General features: G+C 40.7%; 19 protein-coding genes. 7 read left to right on the top strand and 12 right to left on the bottom strand.

Annotation, left to right across the window (positions count from 1 at the left end):
• Positions 1 to 192 precede the first annotated feature (192 nt).
• A complete protein-coding gene (locus tag AACU32_RS12305; protein ID WP_096599845.1) occupies positions 193 to 1,527 on the top strand; it encodes a glutamate-cysteine ligase family protein in 1,335 nt (444 codons plus the stop codon).
• 67 nt (positions 1,528 to 1,594) lie between these two features.
• Here AACU32_RS12305 and AACU32_RS12300 read toward each other — a convergent pair whose 3' ends face one another.
• Both AACU32_RS12300 and AACU32_RS12295 read right to left on the bottom strand, forming a co-directional pair.
• On the bottom strand, positions 1,595 to 2,065 hold the full coding sequence (locus tag AACU32_RS12300; protein ID WP_096599843.1) for an Hsp20/alpha crystallin family protein: 471 nt from the start codon (positions 2,063 to 2,065) through the stop codon (positions 1,595 to 1,597).
• Between the two features lie 256 nt (positions 2,066 to 2,321).
• Entirely contained in the window at positions 2,322 to 3,020 is a 699-nt protein-coding gene (locus AACU32_RS12295; protein ID WP_096599841.1) for a rhomboid family intramembrane serine protease, read from the bottom strand.
• A 175-nt stretch (positions 3,021 to 3,195) separates the two neighbouring features.
• Here AACU32_RS12295 and AACU32_RS12290 point away from each other — a divergent pair, with 175 nt between their 5' ends.
• Entirely contained in the window at positions 3,196 to 5,325 is a 2,130-nt protein-coding gene (locus tag AACU32_RS12290) for a serine/threonine-protein kinase (protein ID WP_096599839.1), read from the top strand.
• Positions 5,326 to 5,536: 211 nt separating this feature from the next.
• On the opposite strand, the gene AACU32_RS12285 is transcribed toward AACU32_RS12290, so the two are convergent.
• The 8 genes from AACU32_RS12285 to AACU32_RS12255 all read right to left on the bottom strand — a co-directional run bounded on the left by AACU32_RS12285 (position 5,537) and on the right by AACU32_RS12255 (position 17,387).
• Positions 5,537 to 7,261 (bottom strand): serine/threonine-protein kinase, encoded by a 1,725-nt coding sequence (locus AACU32_RS12285; RefSeq protein ID WP_096599837.1) that lies wholly within the window; start codon positions 7,259 to 7,261, stop codon positions 5,537 to 5,539.
• Between the two features lie 362 nt (positions 7,262 to 7,623).
• A complete protein-coding gene (locus AACU32_RS12280; protein ID WP_096599835.1) occupies positions 7,624 to 10,419 on the bottom strand; it encodes a C1 family peptidase in 2,796 nt (931 codons plus the stop codon).
• A gap of 16 nt (positions 10,420 to 10,435) precedes the next feature.
• On the bottom strand, positions 10,436 to 14,017 hold the full coding sequence (locus AACU32_RS12275; protein ID WP_339377812.1) for a WD40 repeat domain-containing protein: 3,582 nt from the start codon (positions 14,015 to 14,017) through the stop codon (positions 10,436 to 10,438).
• Positions 14,014 to 14,532 carry a hypothetical protein gene (locus tag AACU32_RS12270; RefSeq protein ID WP_096599832.1) on the bottom strand — a complete coding sequence of 173 codons (519 nt, stop codon included), beginning with the start codon at positions 14,530 to 14,532 and terminating at the stop codon, positions 14,014 to 14,016. Before AACU32_RS12270 ends, AACU32_RS12275 begins: the two co-directional genes overlap by 4 nt.
• A 233-nt stretch (positions 14,533 to 14,765) precedes the next feature.
• Positions 14,766 to 14,888: a hypothetical protein gene (locus AACU32_RS12265; protein ID WP_339377811.1), complete on the bottom strand. Its 123-nt coding sequence runs from the start codon at positions 14,886 to 14,888 to the stop codon at positions 14,766 to 14,768.
• A gap of 70 nt (positions 14,889 to 14,958) precedes the next feature.
• The gene (locus AACU32_RS40700; protein ID WP_445223224.1) at positions 14,959 to 15,054 is read right to left on the bottom strand and encodes an element excision factor XisH family protein; all 96 of its coding nucleotides are present in this window, start codon (positions 15,052 to 15,054) and stop codon (positions 14,959 to 14,961) included.
• Between the two features lie 44 nt (positions 15,055 to 15,098).
• Positions 15,099 to 16,661, bottom strand: coding sequence for a YcjF family protein (locus AACU32_RS12260; protein ID WP_096599831.1), 1,563 nt, complete (start codon positions 16,659 to 16,661; stop codon positions 15,099 to 15,101).
• Positions 16,662 to 16,718: 57 nt separating this feature from the next.
• On the bottom strand, positions 16,719 to 17,387 hold the full coding sequence (locus AACU32_RS12255) for a Uma2 family endonuclease (protein ID WP_096599829.1): 669 nt from the start codon (positions 17,385 to 17,387) through the stop codon (positions 16,719 to 16,721).
• A 236-nt stretch (positions 17,388 to 17,623) separates the two neighbouring features.
• Here AACU32_RS12255 and xseA point away from each other — a divergent pair, with 236 nt between their 5' ends.
• The 4 genes from xseA (at position 17,624) to AACU32_RS12235 (ending at position 21,353) form a co-directional block, all read left to right on the top strand.
• Positions 17,624 to 18,856: an exodeoxyribonuclease VII large subunit gene (gene xseA / locus AACU32_RS12250; protein WP_339377810.1), complete on the top strand. Its 1,233-nt coding sequence runs from the start codon at positions 17,624 to 17,626 to the stop codon at positions 18,854 to 18,856.
• Entirely contained in the window at positions 18,853 to 19,086 is a 234-nt protein-coding gene (xseB, locus tag AACU32_RS12245; protein ID WP_096599826.1) for an exodeoxyribonuclease VII small subunit, read from the top strand. Before xseA ends, xseB begins: the two co-directional genes overlap by 4 nt.
• Positions 19,087 to 19,205: 119 nt before the next feature.
• Positions 19,206 to 19,946, top strand: a complete 741-nt coding sequence (locus AACU32_RS12240; RefSeq protein ID WP_096599825.1) for a cytochrome c biogenesis protein CcdA — start codon at positions 19,206 to 19,208, stop codon at positions 19,944 to 19,946.
• 3 nt (positions 19,947 to 19,949) lie between these two features.
• Entirely contained in the window at positions 19,950 to 21,353 is a 1,404-nt protein-coding gene (locus AACU32_RS12235) for a cytochrome c biogenesis protein (protein ID WP_096599823.1), read from the top strand.
• Between the two features lie 240 nt (positions 21,354 to 21,593).
• Here the strand turns inward: AACU32_RS12235 and AACU32_RS12230 are convergent, their stop codons facing one another.
• Both AACU32_RS12230 and AACU32_RS12225 read right to left on the bottom strand, forming a co-directional pair.
• Complete coding sequence (locus AACU32_RS12230; protein ID WP_096599822.1) at positions 21,594 to 23,831, bottom strand: TRAFs-binding domain-containing protein; 2,238 nt, start codon at positions 23,829 to 23,831, stop codon at positions 21,594 to 21,596.
• Between the two features lie 346 nt (positions 23,832 to 24,177).
• Positions 24,178 to 24,477 carry a hypothetical protein gene (locus AACU32_RS12225; protein WP_096599820.1) on the bottom strand — a complete coding sequence of 100 codons (300 nt, stop codon included), beginning with the start codon at positions 24,475 to 24,477 and terminating at the stop codon, positions 24,178 to 24,180.
• Between the two features lie 220 nt (positions 24,478 to 24,697).
• Here AACU32_RS12225 and AACU32_RS12220 point away from each other — a divergent pair, with 220 nt between their 5' ends.
• A complete protein-coding gene (locus tag AACU32_RS12220; RefSeq protein ID WP_096599819.1) occupies positions 24,698 to 24,952 on the top strand; it encodes a helix-turn-helix domain-containing protein in 255 nt (84 codons plus the stop codon).
• Positions 24,953 to 25,135: the final 183 nt, after the last annotated feature.

Genomic DNA, 25,135 nt, shown 5'->3' with positions numbered 1-25,135 from the left:
AATTTAAACTGCATAGCAGAGAACAGAGAACTGACTTTAAAACAAAAATTATACTTTTTCCTGCTGTCCCCTACTTGGTTAGTGAATCTCGACTTCGCGGTAGTTGAGCGGAGTCGAAACTCGATTTGGGCGAAGTCTAACCACTGTCCTCTGCTTTTCTTCAGTAACCTAAACTAAGTAAATACTTGGAATATGGATGTACTAAAGCGTCGCATTGGCCTTGAACAAGAGTTTTTCCTAGTAGATGAAGCGGGCGATCTCAGTCATCGTGGCGATGAGTTTTTGCAGGGTTGTCATTTGATGGCAGAAGCTGAAGGTTTAAACCCGCAATACTTTGTGCCAGAGTTCGTCAAAAGTATAATTGAAATTAATACGCCGCCAGCATACTCAGGTACAGAACTAGCAACAGAGTATCTCAAAAATCTCAACCTGGCACTAGCTGTAGCACGACAGATGGGTTTACGGCTGTATCCTCTGTCGAGCTACCCTTTGCATATTATGCCCGTCATGCGTGACCACCCCAATTACCATATTCAAGCGCGCACTGTCGGTTACGATCGCTTTTTGCACGCCGGAAAATGTACAGGTACACACCTGCATTTGGAAGTACCACCTGGGGTGATTGATCCTCTGGTGGCAGTATCCTACAACTCTACAGCCAAAGAGCGAGAGGAACTACTAAACATCTACAATTTGGCTACAGCTTTCGACTCAGCGCTGATTTCTTTGGGGCGGGCTTGTCCCTTTTATGAAGGTGAGGCGATTGGGCTAGCCGCACACACAATTCGTTATCGGGGTAGCGAAATCTTCGGTTGGGAGGGGGTTTATACAGGTTTGCAGCCCGTCGGTGGACTTATGCCTTATGCCGAGACTGTAGAAAGTTTAGTAGAGCAGCAATTTGCCCGTTATTATGCTTGGTTGCAAGCCTTAGATCAAGCCGGAATCGATCGCCACCTGTTCTTAGAAGCCGGAGGAAGCTTACTCAAATCCGCTTGGAATCCGATCCGACTCAACAAACTGGGAACTGTAGAAATTAGATGTATTGACAGCAATTATCCATCGGTAATTATTGCCATCATCGCCCTACTAGAAAAAGCTGCCCACCGCGTTAGAAGTGAGCAGTTGAAAGTCAGATCAGCCAAGGAAGTACATACTTTTGAACTGGATGAAAATTACCTTTGGGTACCAGATTTTGACTATTTAAATGGTGAACTACTATATGCGGCGGCGACAGAGGGAGTTAAAAACCCCAAAGTCAAGGCTTACGTCGATTCGATTTTGCAATTTGCGATCGCAGATGGTGGCGAAGGTGCCAAGTATTTAACAAAACTCAGAGTTCAATTAGATAAATATCAAACTATCGAAGCCGATATTCTGCAAGAGTTTACCCCTGCTACCGCCAAACTTACTCGCGATGAAGGTCTGCGTTTGGTGAGAGAATGTTGTGACAAGTTAGAAGCACAGGTTTCATGGTTAGATACTGAGCATCCTTTAGCCGCCTTGGATGAAGAGCTAGCAGTTTTGTGAACCGTTAAAAAAGCGATCGCATCTCAACTACAATCCAGATGCGATCGCTACCTTAGCCAAAGCTGAATTAACCGATATTAACCTTGACAGATTTTTGCTTATCTGACACTGATTTTGGTAAAGTTAACCGGAGAATGCCATCTTTATATTCCGCTTCTACCTTGTCATTTTCAACTTCGGTAGGTAATGGAATCACCCTTTGAAATCTACCATAGCGGAACTCAGAGCGGGCTATACCTTTTTCTTCGGTCTTAGTTTCCGATTTCCGCTCACCGCTAATAGAAACTGCGTCATGGGTGACTTCTACATTGATATCTTTAGCTGACAAACCTGGTACTTCTAGCTTTAGATGAATTGCGTCTTCAGTTTCTTCCATTTCCGCCGCTGGAACGAAGCCAAATCCAATACCTTCACCACCATTAGTTGTCGGCATTAATCTATCAAATAGGCGATTCATTTGCCGCTGTAAAGTGTCAATATCACGGAATGGTTCTAACCGTTCGATATCCCGGAATGGGTCCCAACGAATAAGTGCCATACTATCACCTCATCAGAAGCAATCTTTAGTTTTAAATAGCTTAATCTCAAGCTTCCTAATTAATAGATTAGACCAATATCAGAGCCTTGTGAGTTCGGTTTTATTGCCAAGACATATAGCAATACCCGTACCAGGTTTTCACTGTTGACTGTTGACTGTTGACTGTTGAGCGTTGTACGGGCGGGTTCACAGATATCCTCGTGGATCAACAATGATCTAAATAAACCCGCCCCTACAGACTGTTGACTGTTGACAATTATCTTCTCTGCAATCGCATAAAAACCGCACCAATAATTAATCCTCCCGCTTGTGTCCAGTAGGCGATGCTAAACTGATTAACGCCCCAAGGGGGAATATTTAAATTGCCAATGCCATAAAACAACTGTTGGATAAACCACCAAAATAAATACATAAAAGCTGGGACTTTGACAGGAATATATACAATTATTAAGGGAAGAATACTATCAATTTTGGCTTGAGGAAACTTCATAATATACGCCCCTAAAATAGATGCGATCGCACCATTGGCACCAATCAATGGGACTGACAAACTTGGTTCGGCAACAATTTGTACTAATGCTGTCCAAATACCACTTAATAAATAAAATCCTAAATAGCGTCCATGACCCAGAATATTTTCTAAAGTTTTGCCAAAAACCCATAAAAATAGGAGATTTCCTAATATTTGGCTAAAACTACCATGTAGAAACATGCTTACAGGCAAAGCAATCACCCGCCAGCAGAAAACCACCCAAGCTGCTGGGTTAGCGATCGCATTTGTAATTGCGCCAGTAATCTGGACGGGAATCACACCCCAACTATAAATAAATTCACCTAATTTATTACCTAATTCTAGTTGGATTTCCCATAAAAATATGACAATATTAATACCAATCAACCAGTAATTAATAATCGGCCGATGCCGAATGCGAATGTTATCACTAATAGGAATCATTTGTCATTGGTCATTGGTCATTTGTCATTGGTCATTGGTCATTTGTCTTTGTCTCCCTTGTCCTCCTTGTCCTCCTTGTCCTCCTTGTCCCCCTCATCCCCTAATCCCCTCTGAATCCGGGTAGCCTGTGTCAAGATTGAAATCAGATATTATCGCACTCAATTAGGCAAACCAGATGCTGGGAAACACACTTGTTGGCAGATACCAAATTATTAGTCATTTGGGAGGTGGTGGATTTGGTGAAACTTTTGTGGCTTGTGATACTCAATTACCAGGAACTCCTCAATGTGTTGTGAAAAAACTCAAGCCTCAGGCTAATGATCCAGTAACTTTAGAGACTGCTAGACGTTTATTTGATACAGAGGCTCAGGTTCTGTATAAATTAGGAACTCATGATCGCATTCCCCAACTTTTAGCATACTTTGAGGAAAACGCAGAATTCTATCTGGTACAGGAATTTATCGAAGGCCATGACTTGAGTCAGGAATTAGTAACTGGGAAAACTCACAGTCAAGATGAGGTAATTTCTTTTTTGACGGAAATTTTACAAATCTTAGAGTTTGTTCATCAACAAAAGGTGATTCACCGCGATATCAATCCGCGTAATTTACTCAGACGAAAGCAAGACGGTAAGTTAGTTTTAATTGACTTTGGTGCTGTTAAACAAATTACTACCCAAGTGGTTACTCCCCAAGCTCAAACTAAAGCTACTGTTGCTATCGGTACTCCGGGATATCTTCCGGGTGAACAAGCACAAGGTAATCCTAAATTTAGCAGTGATATCTATGCAGTGGGGATAATTGCGATTCAAGCTTTGACTGGATTACCGCCGGAACAATTAGAAAAAGATGCTGATAGTAATGAAATTATCTGGCAGAACCATGCCAAAGTTTCGCCGGAATTTGCGCAAATTTTAAACAAAATGGTATGTTATGATTTTCGGCAACGCTACAATTCGGCAACAGACGCATTACAGGCAATAAAAGAGTTAACAAAACCTGCTCTTAAAACAATAGCGTTAATTCCCGCGTTAGCATTGCCAAATTTAAAAACCTATCAATATAAAAAAGATCTAATTCCCAAGATTTTAGCAGGGATATTAATCCTGGGTGTCAGTGGTGCGGCGGCTATATTTATTATAGATGGCATTCATACTAAGAATGCTACAGAATTATATAAACAAGGCAATACGTTATATGATTTACAACGCTATCAAGACGCACTTGCTATCTACAATCAAGCAGTTAATATTAGACCAGATTATGCTCAAGGATGGTATGGTCGGGGTAATACTCTCTCCGCTTTAAAACAATATAAAGAATCACTGACAGCATATGACACAGCAATTCAACTTCAGCCAGATTACGTGGACGCTTGGACTAGTAGAGGTTTTGTTTTAGAAAAATTACAGCGCTACCAAGAAGCGATCGCCTCTTTTGATAAAGCTCTACAATTAGAAAATAACTCTCCCGAAATTTGGAATGCTAAAGGTGATGCTTTTAGTAATTTAAAGCAATACGAAAATGCCATCAAAGCTTACGACCAAGCGATTGAGTTGAAAAAAGATTATTACACAGCATGGTATAATAAAGGATTAGCACTACATAATTTAAAACGTTACGAAGATGCAATTACAGCATACGATAAAGCTATAGAAATTAAACCAGATTATGAAGCTTTGTGGTATAATCGCGGTAATTCTCTTGTAAATTTAAACCGCTATGAAGATGCATTTAGAGACTATGATAAAGCGGTACAATATAAACCCGATTATTACCAAGCTTGGTTATCTAGAAGTAATGTGCTGATGACTCTACGACGTTATCCCGAAGCAATTGCATCTTTTGATCAAGTAATTAAATACAATACCGATAACTACCAAGCGTGGTATAGCCGAGGCTGGGCGCTACATCAAAGTCAACGTTATCCTGAAGCAATTGAATCTTATAATAAAGCGATCGCATTAAAGCGTAACGATTATCAAGTGTGGTATAACCTGGGGAATGCGCAATACAATTTACAGAAATACGCAGAAGCGATCGCATCTTATAATCGAGCAGTGCGTTACCAGCCGAACCATGCCGAAAGTTGGTATAGTAGGGGCAATGCTCTGTTGAATTTAAAACGCTATCAAGAAGCGATCGCATCCTATACCCAAGCGATCAAATACAAGCCTGACTATCAACAAGCAATTGCAGCCAAAAAGCAAGCCGAGAATCAACTGCAAATTCAAAAACCACAGCCTGTAGTTGTCCCAACCATCCAAATTCCTAAGTCCTTATTTCCCAACCAGACACCACGTTAGATATTTTGTAGAGACATTAGATGTAATCCCAATTATCTCAAATTCGGCAACAAATTCAAACATTAAAACCTAAATTATGTGCAACTTTCTTAATTACAAATAGCCAAAACTACATTTAATACCAATTTGAACAAACAATGCAACTGTATGGGCGGGAAAATCCCGCCCTCCATAGCCGATTTAGCTATCTTAAAGATTTTTGGCATCAGTATTAATAGTAACGGCTATTTGAGTTAGATTTTTTCGGCACAGAATTGATTTTTGTAGCTACTTTATTAGGTTGCGATCGCAGGCGTTGCTTTTGGGTATACTCATTTAATTTGATTTGAGCTTGTGCATACACAGGCGTATTTTTCGGAACCTTTTGCAGAAATTTCACAGCATCATCAAATTTGCCAGCAGAGGCTTGATTATAAGCTTTTTGTAAAAAATAAGTAGCTCTAACTTTCTGCTTTTGATCGTACTCAGCCAATTTTTGTTGCACCATAGCGCCAGCAGAACTTTCCAAGGGAATTTGACGGAGATACTCGATAGCAGTGGAAAACTCTTTTTTATTGGCACTTTCGTAAGCTTTGGCTAATAAATCTTGTGTTTGGGCTTCCAGATGAGTGCGTGCTTGTGCAACTAGTTTATCCGTTTTAGATTGCCAATATAAAATATCCGGAACATTAGAAGCAATCCGCAGTACATCTGACCATCTACCAGCAACCGCAGCTGCTTCCACAAATTGATATTGTTCAGCAGCAACTTGCCATTGCTGTTGCCATTCTTCAGATGTGGCTTGAGCTTCTGGATAAATTTTACTGTCTTTTGGAATCGATTTGACGAGAGCGATCGCTTCTTTTAAATCTCCTGCTTGATATTCTTCCGTTGCTTGATATAAAGTTTCTTTTTCTGAATAGACTGGAGAATTAGTAAATACAGAATACATTCCCAATCCTAGCAAAACCGAATTAGCCGCTATCCCTACTTTCATTCCTGTTAGTAGGGGAGCCGATTTTGTCGATGTATAACTTTCAGGTAAACGGCTAACTTTGACTGCTGGCTCTAGGGACGATTGATCCTGTCCTTCGATGGCTGGTAGGTGTGTTTCCCATAGCATTTCCTGGAGTATATGCAATACCTCAGTCGCAGATTGAAAGCGCTCTTCGTAATCGAAGCGAATCATTTGGCTGAGAATAGCAGCTAAATAATCATTAACTGCGATGTGTGGAGAATGCCAAATAATCTCATTTGTATAAGGATCTAATTTAAATTGTAGTGGTGATAAACCTGTTAAAGCTTGAATAGCAATTATACCCAAAGAATAAATATCACTGTTGGGCTGTGTTTGACCAATGAATTGCTCTGGCGGAATATATCCCAATGAGGTAACAGGAACTGAATGGATCGGTAATTCTGAATCCTCGCCAAAATCTACTGGCTGGATTGAGCCAAAGTCAATTAGCACTAACCTGTCATCAAAAGCGCGCCTAATCAAATTTTCCGGTTTGATGTCGCAATGGATCACCCCTTGAGAGTGAACAAATTCGAGAATTCCCAAGACATCTTCCAGAAATTCAATAACTTGGCTTTCACTCCAAATCTCTCCACACTGTTTATGAATAGGTAATTCCTCGGTCAGTGGATGTCCTTCGATAAACTCTTGCACTAAGTAGAATCGCTCATTTTCTTCAAAACAGGCGATGAGTTGCGGAATTTGGTCGTGTCGTCCCAGACGCTTGAGGGTTTCGGTTTCCGTGAGAAAACGTAGTCTTAAGTCATCTAAATAACTGGGGTGCAAATTGCTAACTTTCAGTTGTTTAACAACACATTTGGGATTTTCTGGGTATTCTATATCTACAGCAATGTATGTTTGTCCAAATACCCCTGCACCTAGGCTTTGGACGATTTGGTAACGCGCTTGTAGTACTTTACCGATCATGGGGTGGGTCATGAGCTGGTTACTGAGTAAGTCCTGATATAGATTTTCTGACTTTCTCTCCCTGTTTCCGGAATACCTGCTAATTAATTCTACGGAGGGATGATCTCAGGAATGACAACTTTACTTCTTTAAGTAATATATACTAAAAAAATTAGTATACTAAGCTTTTTATTGTGCTTAAGTGCAGGACGCTCCGCGTTCAGCGTAAAGCCTACGGCATAGCTTCTCTACAAGAGGCTATGCTGTTAGCGTACCCCTACTATTCAGCAAGATCCTCGCAGTGTCTCGCTTTGGGAGAAGAGAAGGCTTTAGGCGTGTCAAAAGTCAATTGTCACTTGTTTGTGTCGCAGTGTTAAGATTTGATAAACTTGGTATCAATCTGTACTGATCGGCTTTGCTGGTTTATCAGTTTGATCTTTTCCAATATCACCATTTCTATCTCCTCTATCGGGGTTCCAAGCACTCGCACCTGCGCCAAAGCTTCCAGTAGCTAACCATTCGGCTTTGAGGATAGACCACCAATCGGCTGTTAATCCTTCCATGATGTAATCGTATGGTAGCCAGCCATAGCCACCTTGACCCCAACGAGTTCCCCAAGAGTTACGAATTAACAAGGCTCCCTTTGATGGTAAACCATTTTCATTTTCGATCATCTTGCGATCGTGATAACCAACTGCTACTACAGTGTGACCACCAATCACTTTGCTGCGTTTGTTGGGTAAAGGAATATGTCCTTTGAGGACATTTGCTTCATCGTAGACAGAATTGTAGAGGGTGAATCCAAATATACAGGGAATTTCTGATGCTAGTAATACTTTCACTTGACATAGGAGGGTGTAGCGCGAAATTTGTCCGTAATCTAGACGAAAATATTTGATTGTTTTGTAGTTCTCAGCAAAGGAATAGCAAAAAGCTGTTGGTTCTTCGTCAAACTTTTCTTCGTTATAAGGCCAATGTTCTTCGGGACAAACTCCAAAAGCCACCATCGCTTTAATTGTATCCCTGACAGAAGCTCCGGAATCTCCTTCTCTTTGCATTAAGTTGCGGGTAACTCGGTAGAGAAATAGCGCAGAAGAATCTGTATAACTTTCAGAACTTTTTTTCTGACCATATTCCATTAAAGCAACTCCAGCATGGGCTGTGCAAGAGTTCAATGTTCCTTGATCTTCAATTGGAGAACACCAATAGGTTAAATCTACAAATTCTGGTAAGGACAAAAATATACTTTTTTTACTATTGTCTTCACTGTTGTCTTGTTTTTCTAAAGCTTTAATCTGCTGGCGAATATTACTACTGAGAGGAAACTGTAAAATATTCTTTTGTTGCAGCGATGTTTGCTCATTGTTTGATGAAGTCTGCTCTCTGTAGGTTGTCCATGATGATATCGATGCCATATCAGTAATTTCAAACAGAGGTTTTTTAATAAGTTTGTGAATCGGATTTCCTAGTTCTTTGTTTGTTACTGTTAGCTTCTGTTCTTCTACTGCTTTTAACAAATATTCTTGGTTTATTTGAGTTTGATTTGCAGTGTTGGGATCTGATCTCTTTGTATTAAATTTTTCTAGTGCTGTTAAAATCAAGTCTTTTAAATTCAATTCCATCATCAGGCTATAATTTCTAGCTATACCCAAATTATATTCTTCTATTGTCTCGCGAATTAGACCTTTCATACCTGGGTAATTATTTGGTTTTGTTTGTTTTAAATTCAAAACTTTTTTAAAACCTTGCTCTACAGCTTCATGGAGGTTACTGTATTGTCCCAATGGCATCAATATCTGGGCTAAACTTTCAATAATTAATTCCAATAATTCATCAGGAATTGAATTATCTCTCAGAGCATCTATCAGTTGTTCTAGCGATATTTTATCTTCTTTTTTATCTAAGAGATGCGATTCTTTTTTATTGGTATAATTGTCAAGTTCTCTTTTGAACAATTCAACTAACACTTTAGGAATTGGTGGTGATATTGAATTTTCGTTTTTTTCAAAAATTTTTGATGGAATATCGGGCGGATAAGCCATATAAAGTAATCCCATCATTCTTTCAAAATCTTTAAGATATGTGAATAATTTTTCAGTTATTTTTGGCAGAAATTCTACTAGCTCGCCATAGCCTTTTTCATTCGACTTCTTATATTCTTGATATAAGTCTCGAAGAGGATCGATAATTTTTTTCTTTAATCCTTCTGGATTATCTGTGATATCTATGAAGTCTCTCAATTCATTTTTTTGAAAATCTTTAGCAATTAAATTATCTTGAAATTTCTTAATAAGATTAATGATAAAATCGCTATCTTGAGAAATTTTATTAACTGCTTCGTTCAGTTTTTCTAAGGGTTGAACTATATTAGCTTTCAACTGATTAACTGCTTCTTGCACATCTTCAGTTTGCTGTTTTTGCCTGTGTCGTGGCTTCTGTTTCTCTGGGGTTTTCACATAACAGGTATAAAGCTTAGAAAACAATGTATTCACTTCCCTTAAATTTACTATTAGAGGAAGTAAATAAACAGTTAACAATCCTTGACATATAACATTCAATTCTTCTTTCTCTGGAAAGGAATTTTGCTGTTCTTTATCTTTATATTCATCTAGTTCCAATTCATATTTTTCAGAATTTATTTGCATTAACTTCATAAATGGCTCTAGATCTCGATCTAGGTCTACACCATGAGCTAATAGGGTTAACGCTTTCATATCATCCGTATCGACGAAACCATCTACATGTAAATATCTTTGAGTTTTTAATATTTTTTCGACTGTTTCTTTTGTCTCTTTATCAAATGTAGTATTAGTTATGGCAGGTTGATATTTAATTTTAAATTGCTTCCATGTGGAAATAATACGTTGCAAGTAATTTTTAATCAGTAAAACTTCTGAATCAGCCATTCCTAGTTCAATAACACTATGAAGTTCTACTGGTACGAAACGAAGATTCCCTAAAATTTTTGCTTCTAGGTCATCTTGTAGTGAAGTTAGCTGATTCTTTTGTTGAGGCTGACTATCAATAAAATCTCCTAAAATTTCATAAATTTTTTGTGCTAGATCCTCAATGGAAGCAGTAGCACCTTGGCTTTGGACTTTGTTCGCTAAATTTTGAATTTCATCCCCACTTAATGAATAGTCTTTGATATCTGGATAATCGGGAATCCAACCTGCGCCTTTCTTTTTCATTTTAGTTCTCCTGAGATTAATTGCATAAGTTTGGTGAAACACTGGGATGAGTTTGCAGGTAATCGCGGATTTGTTTGCATCCTTGTTGACGCAATCCCTGCAAACTTAAATTAGATACATTCCATAGCAATACAATTCCGTCTTTACCGGCAGAAATTAACGATTTACCATCTTCACTGAAACTGACGCGATTGACATCCGATTGATGTCCAATCAATGTCATAATTAAACTCCCATCACGTCGCCAAAGTTTGATAGTGCGATCGCTACTGGCGGTAGCTATAATTTCTCCATTGGGGCTAATACTTGCATCCAACACCGTCGCTGTATGTCCTTTGAGTGTGGCGATCGCTTTTCCCTCTAAAGTCCACAGTTTCGCGGTGCGATCGCTACTAGCAGTAACAATTGTTTTTCCATCTTGACTAAAATTAACATTCCAAATTGTGCCGTCGTGTTTAATGGCAGATTTGATTGGTTGACCATCTGAAGTCCACAACTTGACTGTTTGATCGTCACCTCCAGAGGCAATGATTTTGCCATTGGGACTAAAATTAACACTCAAGACTCTGCCATTATCTGCTTTGAGAGTTAATGGTTCTTTACCGTTGAAATGCCAAAGCTTCACAGTGCCATCGTCACTGGCTGAAGCAAGTGTACCATCCGGGCTGAAGCTGACCATATTGACGCTATTTTTATGACCGGAGAATGTTTTCAGAGTTTTTTCCCCTGGACTCCAAATCGTGATGGTGTTGTTTTCATTGGCAGTGGCGAGCGATCGCCCATCTGGACTAAAGTTGACATCATAAACGCCATCTTGATCAATCTTTTGCGTGGAAAGTAACTTACCTTGAAGACTCCACAACCTGAGAGTTCCATCCTGACCGACACTAGCGACTTGTTGATTATTGCGGCTGAATTTGGCACTACTTACTGAGTCTTGATGTCCCACTAAAACAGTTAACCGATCGCGATTCACCCGCCAGAGTTTTGTAAATTTATCATTACTAGCAGTAGCAAGAATCTGCCCATCTGGACTAAAATCTAAACTGGGAATTTGTCCTTCGTGACCTGCCCATGTGTCAAGTAGTGTCCCATCGCGCCTCCACAGTCGCACGGTTCCATCAGCACTACCAGTAGCAAGTGTTTGTCCATCACTACTGAAACTCACACTCCATACCTCTTGGGGGTGGTTGAGGGTTTTTATGACTTTACCCTCTTGATTCCAAATTTTGACAGTTTTATCTAAGCTAGCAGTTGCCAGGAATTGGCTATCTCGGCTGAAGTCTGCACTCATAACAGTACCACTATGTCCGGGGAAAGGTGGCAATGGCTTGCCGTTGTTTTCCCAGAATCTTAAGGTTGTGTCACTGCTGATGGTGACAATGCGATGACCATTGGGACTAAAAAGTACCTGTCTCACCGGTTTGGTATGTCCGGTAAGTGTTGTTATCGGTTGACGATTAACTTGTCCATTAACTCGCCACAATTTAGCTGTTTTATCTTTGCTCGCAGTGGCGATTATTTGATTGTCACGAATAAATGCTACACTAAAAACTGAATTCTGATGCGCTTTGAAACTGTCGATAAGATTGCCATCACGCTGCCAAAGTTTTACTGTTCCACCTCGGTCAGCCGAAGCGATCGTTTGGCTATCGGAACTAAAAGCCACACTCATGACAGCATCTTTGTGTCCCTCCAAAGTTGTAATCAAACTACCATCTAATCGCCAGAGTTTAACTGTCTTGTCATAGCTAGCTGTCGCCAAAATCTTACCATCTGGGCTAAAACTGACATTCTGTACTATATATTGATGTCCTTGGAGACGGTTAAGTTCTCGCGTCCAGTAGACTGCTTCCGCCAAAGATGTCTGCACTTGCGCCTGTATTTCGGGAGTTTTACCCCAAAAAAGCGATCGCAGGCGTTTAGACGCATCCAAACCTCCCATTAACGCATCCAATGTATTGCGATTAACGGCAAAACGGGCGGCTGAGGTTTGTTCTAGGGCGGTAATTTGACCTAATTCTGCTCTTTGATACTGAATCGTCGAAAAAGCGGCTAATGCTAATGCTACAGTGGAAAAGACAGATAATCCAATAATTGTTCGCAGGCGTTGGCGATCGCGCACCTCCACGCTGCTATCAATAAACTTGTTTGCTGTTATACTAAAACCACCGAGAACTTGATTAAAATTTGGGTCTTTCCTTAATTCTAAAACCTGCTCTAACTTTGACCCACTCCAAAGTTCATCGGCTGTTTTTTTAGCTTGCCAACGTGTTACATCTTCGTTAAGACGGTTACGTAATGCGATCGCCTGGTGATTTTCTTGAATCCAGGTATTTAGAGTTGTCCAAGAACTCAGCAGGATTTCATGGGCAATTTCTATGGTAGATTCTGAGGATGGTGATTGGCGATCGCGAGATAATTCTCCAGTTGAATTACTTACCAAAAGATTTTCATTAATTAATTTCGCTAATAAATCTTTTTCTATTTGGTCGTTAAATTCGCAAACATTGGCGCGTCGGCGTACTGGCTTCCATCCACTCTCAAATTCATCATCTTCACCCACACCAACTAGTTTCAAAAATATTCTTTCAGCAGCTAGCTTTTCTGCTGTCGATAAGGCATCATAAATAATATCTACATGTTTTTGTAGCGCTCCCCTAACACCACCCAATCCTCGATAAGTACTAATATTTAATGTGCGGTCTTGAATACTATTAGTTTCTACTTCTGTCTCCCAGAGTAAATCTAAGGTGTATTGTAATAAAGGTAAATAACCTGCTTGTCCTTGGATATCGTTAATAATTTCTTCTACCAATCCAGTTTCTAATACTACCCCATGCTGGGCTGCGGGTTGCTCAATGGCTAACCGTAACTCATCTGGTTGCATTTCTGCAATCATCGGACGATGCTTATCTGTAGCTTCAATAAGTTGAGGATAGGGGCTTAATCTATCAAGAAAATCAGCCCGCATCGTCGCCACAATTTTTATATAATTACTCTTAGTTTTAGTTAATTGCACCAAACTAGCAATAAATTTGTCACGCTTTTCGGGCTGACTGAGAGTAAATAACTCTTCCAATTGGTCAATAAAAATTAAATAATAATCATCAGGCTGCTTTAACTTTGTCACCACTTGTGTTAAGGTATCAGCTTTAGCTTGACGGGCAATTTGGGCTTCAGCTTGCTTGTATTTTCCTAATAAACTGGCATATAAAGATTCAAACGGATCGTCATCTGGAGTAAACATTAAGTTAACTAACCGCGATCCCCATTTTTGTGAAAGCCAAGGAATTAAACCTGCACGGATAACTGATGATTTACCACTACCACTAGCGCCTAACAGTAAAATTAGGTTTGTTTGTTCTAATTCGTTAACTAAACCTGTGAGAAATTGGTCTCTCCCAAAAAACAAATCTTTGTCTTCTGGCTCAAATTTCTTTAAGCCTTTGTAGGGAGAGGTTTGAATAAATTGACGGGTTTTAATTTCTGCAACCGAGATTTGCAGAATTTGAGTTTGGTTAAAGGTGACAACGTTACTGTCACCAATTGAAACATTACTAATATTTTGCTGATTGCTAAGAAATTGCTGACTCATATCCCGACACATACCTTAGCAAGCAAAGGAGCTAGTTTCAAAATTGGATCGGCTAGTTCCGCTACTCCCGTTAAACCCTTTTTCAGGGCGGACATAGACTGTTCTACTAAATTTTTGTCTGGCTTGGGTTTATTTAATTCACCTTCAATTGTTCCTAGTGGGATTTCTAAAGTTTTCTTTTCAATTGGGTTTAAAGCATTACTTGTGGCTATATCTTGTTTCAATTTTGAGAGTAACGTTAGAGCTTCTTGGACATCAACATTCTGAAGCCTAGCTTGAATCTTACTTTGATTGATGTTGCTTCCCCGATCTGCTTGAAGCTGATTAAAATTAATACCGGAGTTACCGTTACCAATGGTGATACCTTCAACGTTCTGAGAGTGAGACTCTACAGCTTTAGCGGCGGTAGCTATAGTACCTAAAACACTAGGTAAAGACTCTTGTAGTTCCAGCTTTTCTGACTCTGTGAGGCTTTTGAGAATGTCTAAAACTTCATTAACGCTGTATTTCGGCATACTTATTACATGTGAAACTATTTCATATCGCCTGATTCATATTTAAATCGTACCATTTCCGAATATTTACGCAAAATCTGGCTAAATTTAACATATCTTAACCAGAAAACATTATGAATTTTTGTTAAGAGTCAATGGTCAATGGTCAAGAGTCAATGGTCATTTATCCTCGTTGTCTATAGTGCTGGTTCTCCTATTTTCAGGTTAAGTAGGCAATAATTAAATGTAAGATGTCATTGGCAGGAGGAAGGAAGCGATCGCATTACCGAACAGCTATGAGCGATCGCAATTTCTTTGTTTACCATTAAACATATCGTAGATAATCGTAGGTTGGGTTGAGGAACGAAACCCAACATTTTTCTAATTTTGGAAAATATTTCCTAGATGGGCAATATTTTGAGAAAAGTATTGGCAACTGTTTTTTGTTTAAGCGGCAGAAAAATCAATAATCACCCATCCATCTTTAATTAAAGCATTTTTGACTTCATTGTGGTAGATGTCGTAGGCATTTGTTAATAACAGATATTGAATATATTCGATTATCCTCCTATTAAGTAAGTATGTAGCTAATTCTGAGTTCCTTGCTCCTCATTTGCTTCTTCAACCACCTCAGAATTTCCTTGCAAAGGCTTGACTACGCGCGCGATCGCTTCTTGAACAAAAGCCTTAATAAATTCATCCCGGCGATTAATTTGGAACTGTCGCTGTACAACCTCTGTCATCCCGCCATCGCCCCAATCTTGATCGTGGCGAAAATATTCAATAAAACTTTTCCCTGCAATCCGGGTTAAATATGCTGCTGTTACACCTTGAATTGCCCGCCCAATAATAAACGTGGCAGGATTAGTTTGCAAAGCTGTAGATAATAATTGAATTGCACCTTTGACAATTCCCAAACTAGCAAGGGTTTTGGCTAAAGATAAAGCTAACTCGCGCCCCCGTTCCATATTCAATTCACAGCCGTAAATTCTGCCGATTTCCACAACCATTTGGGCATTTACAGCCGCAGTTGCCAGTAAATCTACCACTGGTAAAGGGGTGACTGAGACCACACCAGCCCCAATCCACTGAAACCTTTCGACTATCTTATCTGCTTGGCGGCGACGTTGGGCATCGATGAGTTTGCGGGCTTCTTCTCCCAAACGCAGAGATTGCAAGAGAATATTATCTGCCACCAAATCTTCACCCTCAGCCCGTAAAATCGCCGCCATCCGCCGCAACAAAGGGACAATATCTGGTTCTGGTTCAAAGATTTCGCCAGTTTCTAATTGGGCAGTTTGGGGATTAGCCGCGATCGCAACTACATCGTTAGTCGCAATAAATCCTCGCACCCGTTGACGCAACCTAGCCAAGATAGCTTCTTTATTTTCGTCTGTGTATAAATCAGTTTTATTAAGAATTAACAGCGATCGCTTGCCAATTTCTGCTAAACCCCGCAGTGGTTCATATTCGGAGCGGCGTAAATCATTATCGACCACAAATAATAGTAAATCAGCTTCCGTTGCTAAAGCCCTTGCTAGCTGTTCCCGTTCCGTTCCCGCCACCCCGGCTTCTAAAATTCCTGGGGTATCAGTAATTAAAATTTTCCGTTCTAATCCCTTCAACCGCAAACAATAAGTTTCGCCTACCTGGGTTGTACCCATCGGTGCATCAACTTGTCCCACCATGCGTCCCATGACGGCATTTACTAGGGAAGTTTTACCAGCACTTCCCGTACCAAATACCACAACTTGAATTTCCCCTCGTGCTAAATTGACTTCAATTTCCCGCGATCGACTGAGTAAAGCTTGTTTAGCAACTTCATCTTGAATTTGTGCCACCTGTTGGCGCACAGCTTGTAACGTTGTCGAAGCCGCATCAGATTTAGCTGCGGGAATTTGTGCAGGTGTCACACGGGGACGCTTACGGCGCGATCGCTGCTCACCCGCTTGTAATACCATCACATAATAAACAAAGGCTGCAACCAAGCCAGCAATAAGCACAACCAACAGCAGCAACAATAAATTGCCCAGCAGCGGCGAATAGGACAACTGCCAGTAGAGACGCGACAGGGAGTCAATCAGCCACAGGCTTAGCCCCAAAATAACTATCAAACCAACAATCAGCGTGACTATGCGCGACAGAGGCATAACGGGTATTCAGTAGGCGGATGCTTTTAATCTTAACTATTTGGGGAGTTTGAGGGGCTATAAGTCTGTTTGCAATTGCTGCATTAACCAATTTGCTGCTGCGGTATTGGTTCCTTCGGCTAATCGTTCCAGGGTTTGTTCTACAAGGGCGATCGCTAAACCCGTCAACACCTGGGAAACTTGGATTGGTTGATATATACCCGTTGCTGTTAAACCAAATGCAAACAGCCGCATTCCTTTGACATCAATTACCCAGTATTCAGCAATTCCTAAACTGGCGTAAAGTTGCTTCTGTTCATCAAGATCGATTCCCAAGGTTGTATCGGCAATTTCTCCAACTAAATCAGGTAGGCGATCGCGATCGAGAATAATCCGACGCGGCTGTCCGGTTTTCCATTTAGGAATATTTTCACCTTTGTACAGCACCAAGTCTGGCGCACAGGCGTGGGTGTCTGGCTTTTCAATTAAACAGCGTCCGTAAGATTGCAGCACTACCTCTGGGTGCAAGAATGCCCAAACAAAGAAAACTGCCGTCATCAAATCGCTAAAGGAAGAGTGTCCCAGCCCTTCTGTTCCCATATCAACCAATAACCATCCTTGATAAAATGCGATTTTACGCCAATCAATATCTGGGTTATCTCGAACTGCCACATAATCTTGCCAGGTCGCATCATGCTGCTGGAACAGTAGGGGGGATTGGCTTGATTGTTCTAGGGAGATGGTCATCGCTAGACACCTCGCAAGTCCGATTTAATGATTTCAGATAGCCTTTATGATAACGCCTTGATGAGCGATTCTTGGTCATTTGTCATTTGTCTCCCTTGTCCCCCTTCCCTTGTCCCCCGGTTGGTGAGTTTCGGCTACGCTCAACTACCGCGAAGTCGAACCACATCCCCTACCTTCAATACAGTAATTTGCTACGATTTGGATAATCGCTTGCTGGTGTATCCTTTTTAAGCTTGATGACTTCCGATTTTGTCGATTCTCTAATTCCTCAAACTGCACTGTCAGTAGCTGGGTTAACTGATTACATCCGCTTGCTATTAGAACAAGATGAACACCTGCGACAAGTTTGGGTGACTGGAGAAGTTTCCAGCGCTAATCACCATCGCAGTGGATTATTTTTCACTTTGCAAGATCCCGATGGTACAGCCGGAATTAAATGTGTAGCTTGGAATAGCCAATTGGCGAAACTCGCACAGACACCAATTCCCGGTGAGCAATTAATTATCTTAGGCAGTCTCAGAGTTTATCCGCAACGGGGAGAATATCAGCTATCGGTTTGGCAAGCTTTACCTGCTGGGGCAGGTTTGCAAGCCTTACGCTATCAACAGTTAAAAAACCGCTTGCTGTCTGAAGGCTTATTTGATCCCGAAAGAAAGCGATCGCTTCCTTCCCATCCCCAAACCATCGCTGTTATCACTTCACCCACGGCGGCGGCTTGGGGTGATATCCAAAGAACCCTCAAACAAAGGTATCCAGGGTTACATATATTATTCTCGCCAGCGACAGTACAAGGTGAGCAAGCACCAGAATCTATAGTCAAAGCAATTGAGCGAGTAGAAAAAGATGGTCGTGCCGAGGTGATAATTTTAGCTAGGGGCGGCGGTGCGGTTGAAGAATTAGCTTGCTTTAATGATGAACGAGTAGTGCGATCGCTTGCTAATTGTTCCATACCTGTGATTACTGGGATTGGTCATCAAAGAGATGAATCTTTAGCCGATTTAGTTGCAGATGTATGTGTGCATACCCCTACCGCCGCCGCAGAAATGGTTGTACCAGCGCTCTCAGAATTGTATACTCAACATCGGCAGCGCGTGGAGGCGTTACAGGAGGTAATGCAATACTCTAGCGAAACTGCGAAAAACAAATTACAAGTGTTGCAGAATCGGTTACGGCATTTACGCTTAGATCGACAAGTAAAGCAAGAAGTAGAAAAGCTAGCGTGGAAACGTCAGCAATTAATTCAAGCTACCACCAGGCGATCGCAACAAGCCAGCCAACATCTAGAAATGTTAAAGCAAAAATTAGCCACACTTGACCCCAAAGCCGTATTACAGCGTGGTTATGCTGTAGTTAGACAAGAAAATGGTGCGATCGCCCGTTCCGTTGCAGAGTTAGCTATAGGCGATGAATTATTGATTCAATTAGGGCAGGGAGAAGCTAAAGTGAAAGTTATGGAAGTGCAAGAATGATTAAACGTAATAAAGCTGATAATTCTGATGCAATGACAGCAGGGAATTATGAGGCTAAAGTTGCCGAAATCGAAAAAATTATCACTCGCATTGAAACAGGCGAGTTGGAATTAGAACAAGTATTTGACCAATTTACAGCCGCTGTGGAATATTTACGTCAATGCGAGACTTTTTTACAGCAGCGACAGCAGCAAGTAGATTTATTAATTGAAACCCTAAGCGATGATTGAAATGGTCAATGGTCAGATGTCATTTGTCAACAGTCAACCGTCAACCGTCAACCGTCACCCTCTGCCCAAAATTAAGCTAAAATTCAAGCATAGTAAGCATTCCCTGCCCGTCATGCCCCATGCTTGAGACCTTGCAAATCCAACTTTACAAACTAGAACAATTTGCCAACGCCCTTGTTGCTAATCAACTCGGACACCTCAGCTTGGTGAGTATTGGCATTATTTTCGTGGCTGGTTTACTTACCAGCCTCACGCCCTGTATGCTTTCCATGCTGCCGATTACCATTGGTTATATCGGCGGTTATGAAGCGAAAAGCCGTCTGCAAGCAGCAGCCCAATCAACTTGGTTTGCATTAGGATTAGCAACCACACTCGCAGGAATGGGTATTATAGCAGCTTTTGTGGGAAAAGTCTACGGTCAAGTGGGAATTGGCTTACCGATAATTGTCAGCATTATCGCCATTCTCATGGGGCTGAACTTACTGGAAGCATTACCCCTGCAATTTCCTTCTTTGGGTGAAACTAATTGGATTTCGGCTGATTTACCGCCGGGAGTCCGTTCTTATTCTATTGGTTTGACTTTTGGTTTAGTGGCTTCACCTTGCAGTACACCAGTTTTAGCTAGCTTATTGAGTTGGGTGGCAACTACCCAAGACTTAATTTTAGGCGCTGTTTTACTAATTACTTATACAGCCGGCTATGTTGCACCCTTAATTTTGGCAGGTACTTTTACCGCTGCAATTACAAGGCTGCTGGAATTGCGCCGCTGGTCTGGTTGGATTAACCCCGTTAGCGGTGTGCTATTGGTAGGATTTGGTGTGTTTTCTTTAATTTCGCGGATTCCCTTGGGAAGTTTTTAAGCCATGACAACAGACAATTCCACGACCCCAGAATCAACTTGGTGGTCATTACCTGGCCGATTCTTGCGGCGAGAGTTGTTACCTTTACTCACAGATTTACGATTAGCGATCGCACTTTTACTCACCATCGCCTTATTTAGCATCAGCGGGACTGTCATCGAACAAGGTCAGTCACCTGCATTTTACCAAGCTAACTACCCCGAACATCCCGCTTTATTTGGTTTCCTCTCTTGGAAGGTCATTCAAGTAGTGGGATTAGACCATGTATATCGTACCTGGTGGTTTCTGAGTTTGCTTGTCTTGTTTGGTACTAGCTTAACTGCTTGTACTTTTACTCGCCAACTTCCAGCTTTAAAAGCAGCCCAGCGGTGGAAATATTACGATGAACCGCGACAATTTCAAAAATTAGCTTTGAGTGCAGAATTAGATACAGGTTCTTTAAATACTCTCACTCAAATATTAAAGAACCAGCGTTATAAAATTTTTCAAGAAAAAGACGATATTCTTTACGCCCGTAAGGGAATAGTTGGACGCATCGGCCCGATTATAGTGCATATCGGCATTGTCACCATTCTTTTAGGAGGAATTTGGGGGGCAATGACTGGTTTTGTCGCCCAAGAAATGGTTCCCAGTGGTGATACATTTCAGGTTAAAAATATTATCGATGCAGGGCCTTTGGCATTATCTCAAGTTCCTAAAGATTGGTCTGTACGAGTTAATCGATTTTGGATTGACTATACACCTGCTGGGGGAATTGACCAATTTTATTCAGATATGTCTGTCTTAGATAAGCAAGGACAGGAAGTTGACCACAAAAAGATTTTTGTTAATCAACCTCTGCGTTATCATGGCGTAACTTTCTATCAAACCGATTGGGGACTTTCAGGCGTTAAAGTTCAATTTAATAATAGCCCGGTGTTCCAATTACCAATGGCACAATTAGATACCAAAGGTGCAGGGCGGATTTGGGGTACATGGATTCCCACAAAACCAGATTTAAGTGAAGGTGTTTCCTTACTCGCCAAAGACTTACAAGGTATGGTATTAATTTACGATGCCAGTGGTAAGTTAATTAATACTGTACGTGCGGGAATGTCTACCCAAGTGAATGGTGTAACACTGAAAATTTTAGAAGTAATTGGCAGCACAGGCTTACAAATTAAAGCTGACCCAGGTATACCTATTGTTTACACAGGATTTGGTTTATTGATGTTGGGTGTGGTGATGAGTTACTTTTCCCACTCACAAATTTGGGCTTTGAAAAAAGGCGATCGCCTTTTTGTTGGTGGTAAAACTAATCGCGCCCAAGTTGCTTTTGAACAGCAAGTTTTGGGGATTTTAGAGCAGTTGAGTCAGCCCCTAGAAGGTGACAATGGAACTGACACCGAATTAGCATCAGTTCGATGAACCTCTCCTACAAACAGAGATCCGAGTAACGAAAAATTAGGATTTTCACACCCCTTTAATAAGGGACTTACAAAAAATAAATTACCCATATTCCGTAGTGCGAGCATCTTGCACGATGAATGAACAACAGCGAGCGAGACGCTCGCACTACAAATTGATTGGGTATTTAAAAAATTGGATGTCCCTAATAAAAGCTGCTCTTTTCCCCTCTCCTCTTAGGAGAGGTTTAGGGTGAGGTGATTATCCGCTAATTTGGCGGCGTACATGATAAGTAGGAAATGTGCCATAACCTTTAGCAAAGGGGATTTGTCCTACATAATCACAAGTAAAATCCTCAACTCCCAAACTACAAGCTAGTGCAGCAAAAGCTTGACTACCATATACTTTACCAGGTGGAGTTATCGGTTCAATTCTGGCAGCATAGCTGACATGAGTGCCAATGTAGCTTGTATCTTTAGTCACAGGGTTAACATATTGATAAACTGGGCCTGCATGTAACGAGATCCGCAAATTCAGATTTTCCGGCAGACCTTTTTCTAACCAGTTAGTCTGTTGAATCAGATCGCATAAATCAAGGGCAAAATTGCCAGCATCATTGACTCTAGGAAAGACATAATATAGAGCATCTCCCCAAGTATTTTTTACTAATTGTCCATAATTTGATTTAGCTTCGAGTGAGGCAACAGCACCAAGAAAATATTCCACATATCGCGGGATTTGCTCTTCAGTTAGGGTCGAGTATTTCACAACATCAGCAAACAAAAGTGCCATCACTTCTTGAGATTCGCCATCATTGATTGATAGTTGATCAATGTTTAATTGGAGTGGGCAATCGGGAGATAAATGGTTATTGGCTAATAATGCTTTTTTCATCGATTCCAGGTAGATGATTTCTACTTCATAACCCCATGCTTGCCAAGTTTCAATTGTCCAAGCTGTACCGCCTGATCCATCACCTGGTTGACCATCCCAAACCGCCAGGTGAATCAGTTCTGTATCGAGCAATTCGGAGCGCATTTTGCCTAAACCATGTACAACATGATTGGCATATTCATACAAAACCTGACTGTGTTCTAAATTATGATTGGAGCAGATAATCACTTCATTAGCTTTTGCTAATAAATTTTCGCATCTTTGCCGCCAGTTAGTATTGGGAATAACATCGACTGAATCTTTAATAAATTCTTCTTGAGTGTAAGGCAATACAATATGAATCTCGCCATTGAGTTCTAAAATGGCTTCTAAAAACAAAATATCGGCACCACAAGCGGCGGAAGCATATCCGATTTTCGCATCCAGAGATGAAAGGCGATCGCGCATAGCTTGATAAACTTCTGTTTCCAATTCCGGAGGAAACCTGGGGATTTTTCTCCCCGGCTGGTCGATCATGTGTCCGGTAAACACCACCGTGCGGGGAATTTGAAACCATTCTCCCAGGCGCTGGCTATTTCCTTCCAAATACTCCAGTAGGAGTTTAGCATTGCGGCGGGTGGAACTAATATCTCCTAGCCTTCCTTTTCCGATTTCTACTGCTTGTGCATACCATTTTTCAGCTGCTGACCAATCTCGCAAAATTAAGGCGGCTTCACCCAAAGTTGCTAATAGCCAATAATCTTTTTCTGGTTGTTGTAAACATTGCTCTCGCACTTGAGTAACGATTTCTCTTGCTTTTGCTTCTTCTCCCTTTAACAGAAACATAGTAGCCGCATTAATTCCCGGATAGTAATTACCAGTTAATTCATAGGCTTGTTGATATCTTTGGGCTGCTAATTCAAGTTGGTTTTGTTTTTCTTGAGGGGTAGTTGCTTGCAAGTAAAGGTCTTTATGAGTCCGAGCTAGAAGCGAGATAGTTTCGCGATCTGAGGCTCCCGCTTTTACCATTTCTAATAACAGGCAATTAGCCCTTAAAGTTGAACCACTGCGGGCTAGAGCCAAAGCTAAAAGTTGCTTTAATCTAATATTATTTTCCCAGTGTTTTAGTCCTTCAGTAATGACATCATAAGCCATTAAAGGTTCGCCTAGTTGGAGAATTTTTTCTCCCAAAGCAATATAAATATCTGGGGAATGAGGTCTAATCTTAATTGTTTCTCTTTTAATCGCCAATAAAGAATTCAAATTTAATTGAGACGATTCTTTAAGATTTTTTAGCATTAAAGCCAATTGTTGGTCTTCGCGTTCATCTGCTAAGGGAGTTCTTTCTCCTTCAATGCGGTAGCCCAATGCTAAAAGCATCTTGATCACTCCTAGGGCTGTATTGCGATCGTACTGTTTTTCTGATTCTGATAATTCTTCATAAGGAACTAGCCCAGGATGTTCTTTGCGGACATCGTCTCGCTGTGTGCCAAACTTCCACCCTTCTTCTATGCGTTGCTGTGCCCAGATTTCATGTGTATTTTTCGCCAGTAATTCAGTCAATTTCAGGTGTTCAGTATTGATGGTTACCTTAGATGTATCTATTGGTTCTGGTTTATAGTTCATTTTTTGATGCTGCCCTACCTAGAAGCATTTTTATCATATGCTGCATCTAGGCGAGCGATCGCACCTTGGATGAAGGTTGACTCGTTGTACAATTGATCACAAACAATAAAGTCCTTAAGTGGCAACGCCTGAAACCCTGATTATGGCGTTGCTAAATTTTTGCTAAAGTTCTTTAGTAGAGAATATACTAACCGCCATACAAGTTGAGCCACAAACAATAAAGTTCTTAACTGTCACAGGTACAATTGTACTAATAAATAAAGGTTATAAGTTGCTTTGTGCCTGACAAAAAAGAGACGTGAATTCAACCACGTCTCTAGGTGATGGAAAAAAATTATGTTAAGGATTACGCTACATCCGCTACTAGCAACCCGTTGACGGCAAGGATGAAAAGCTGTGCTAATTCAGGGGTATCACAACAAGGTCTTTCATCCCTATTACAAGGTTGTGCTACCCATTTGCCATTAAGGTTTTGATAAAAAGTTCCCAGCAGATGATAGCTATTCCAAACTCGATACAGTTCTCCAAATTCATCTGGTACTGAATCAATTTCGATTTCTGGTGCTAATGCATCACCTAACTGATCAATGTCCCCAAACTCTGATTTCGCCAAAGTTTGGTTGTTAACTACTTCTTGTGTAATCATGTTAATGACCTCATCAATGGGGTTCTACAAAAGGCGATCGCATTCTCTTGCCGGAGGGTGATCGCCTTTGTTTTTGTCTATTAATTAATCTACGTGACACGTATACATAAGTCAAGCGTAGATTAATAACACTTAAAATGTTATTAATCTACTTGTAAATAGAAGACTGATAAGTAGATAAATCTACGCCTAGCAGCAACTAAACTGGGGATGTAGTGATATGCCTATGGATAAAGTGATTCGCTGGAAATTAAATGAAGTGATGGCACGGAAACGAGTTAGGAACAAGGACTTGGCAGAGGTGCTAGGGATAACGGAAAACTCGCTTTACAGACTTCGTAAGGTTGATGAAATGCCACGGTTAACACCAGAAAGGTTAAACGGTATTTGCAAGGCATTGAATTGTCAACCAGGTGAGCTTTTGGAATATGAGCCAGATGACAGCGATGACAAAGTAGATTCTATTGTGGATTGATTATAAGTATTTGTTACAGATGGTTCTCCTAAATATTCCAGATTCGATGCTGCTTTAATGCAGCATTTTTGTTGCATATTAATGTCTATCAATATTAGTTTTAGTATTAATAAAATTTAGCCTTCTTTGTTTGAAAAATTAAAATTTATCCGGTTCGGTAATCTTACTGAAGACGTATTTATA

The sequence above is a fragment of the Calothrix sp. NIES-2100 genome, assembly GCF_963875285.1.
Classification (GTDB): Bacteria; Cyanobacteriota; Cyanobacteriia; order Cyanobacteriales; family Nostocaceae; genus Aulosira.
The sequence above is the reverse complement of the archived record's forward strand: the minus strand, read 5'-3'. Positions and strand labels throughout refer to the sequence as shown.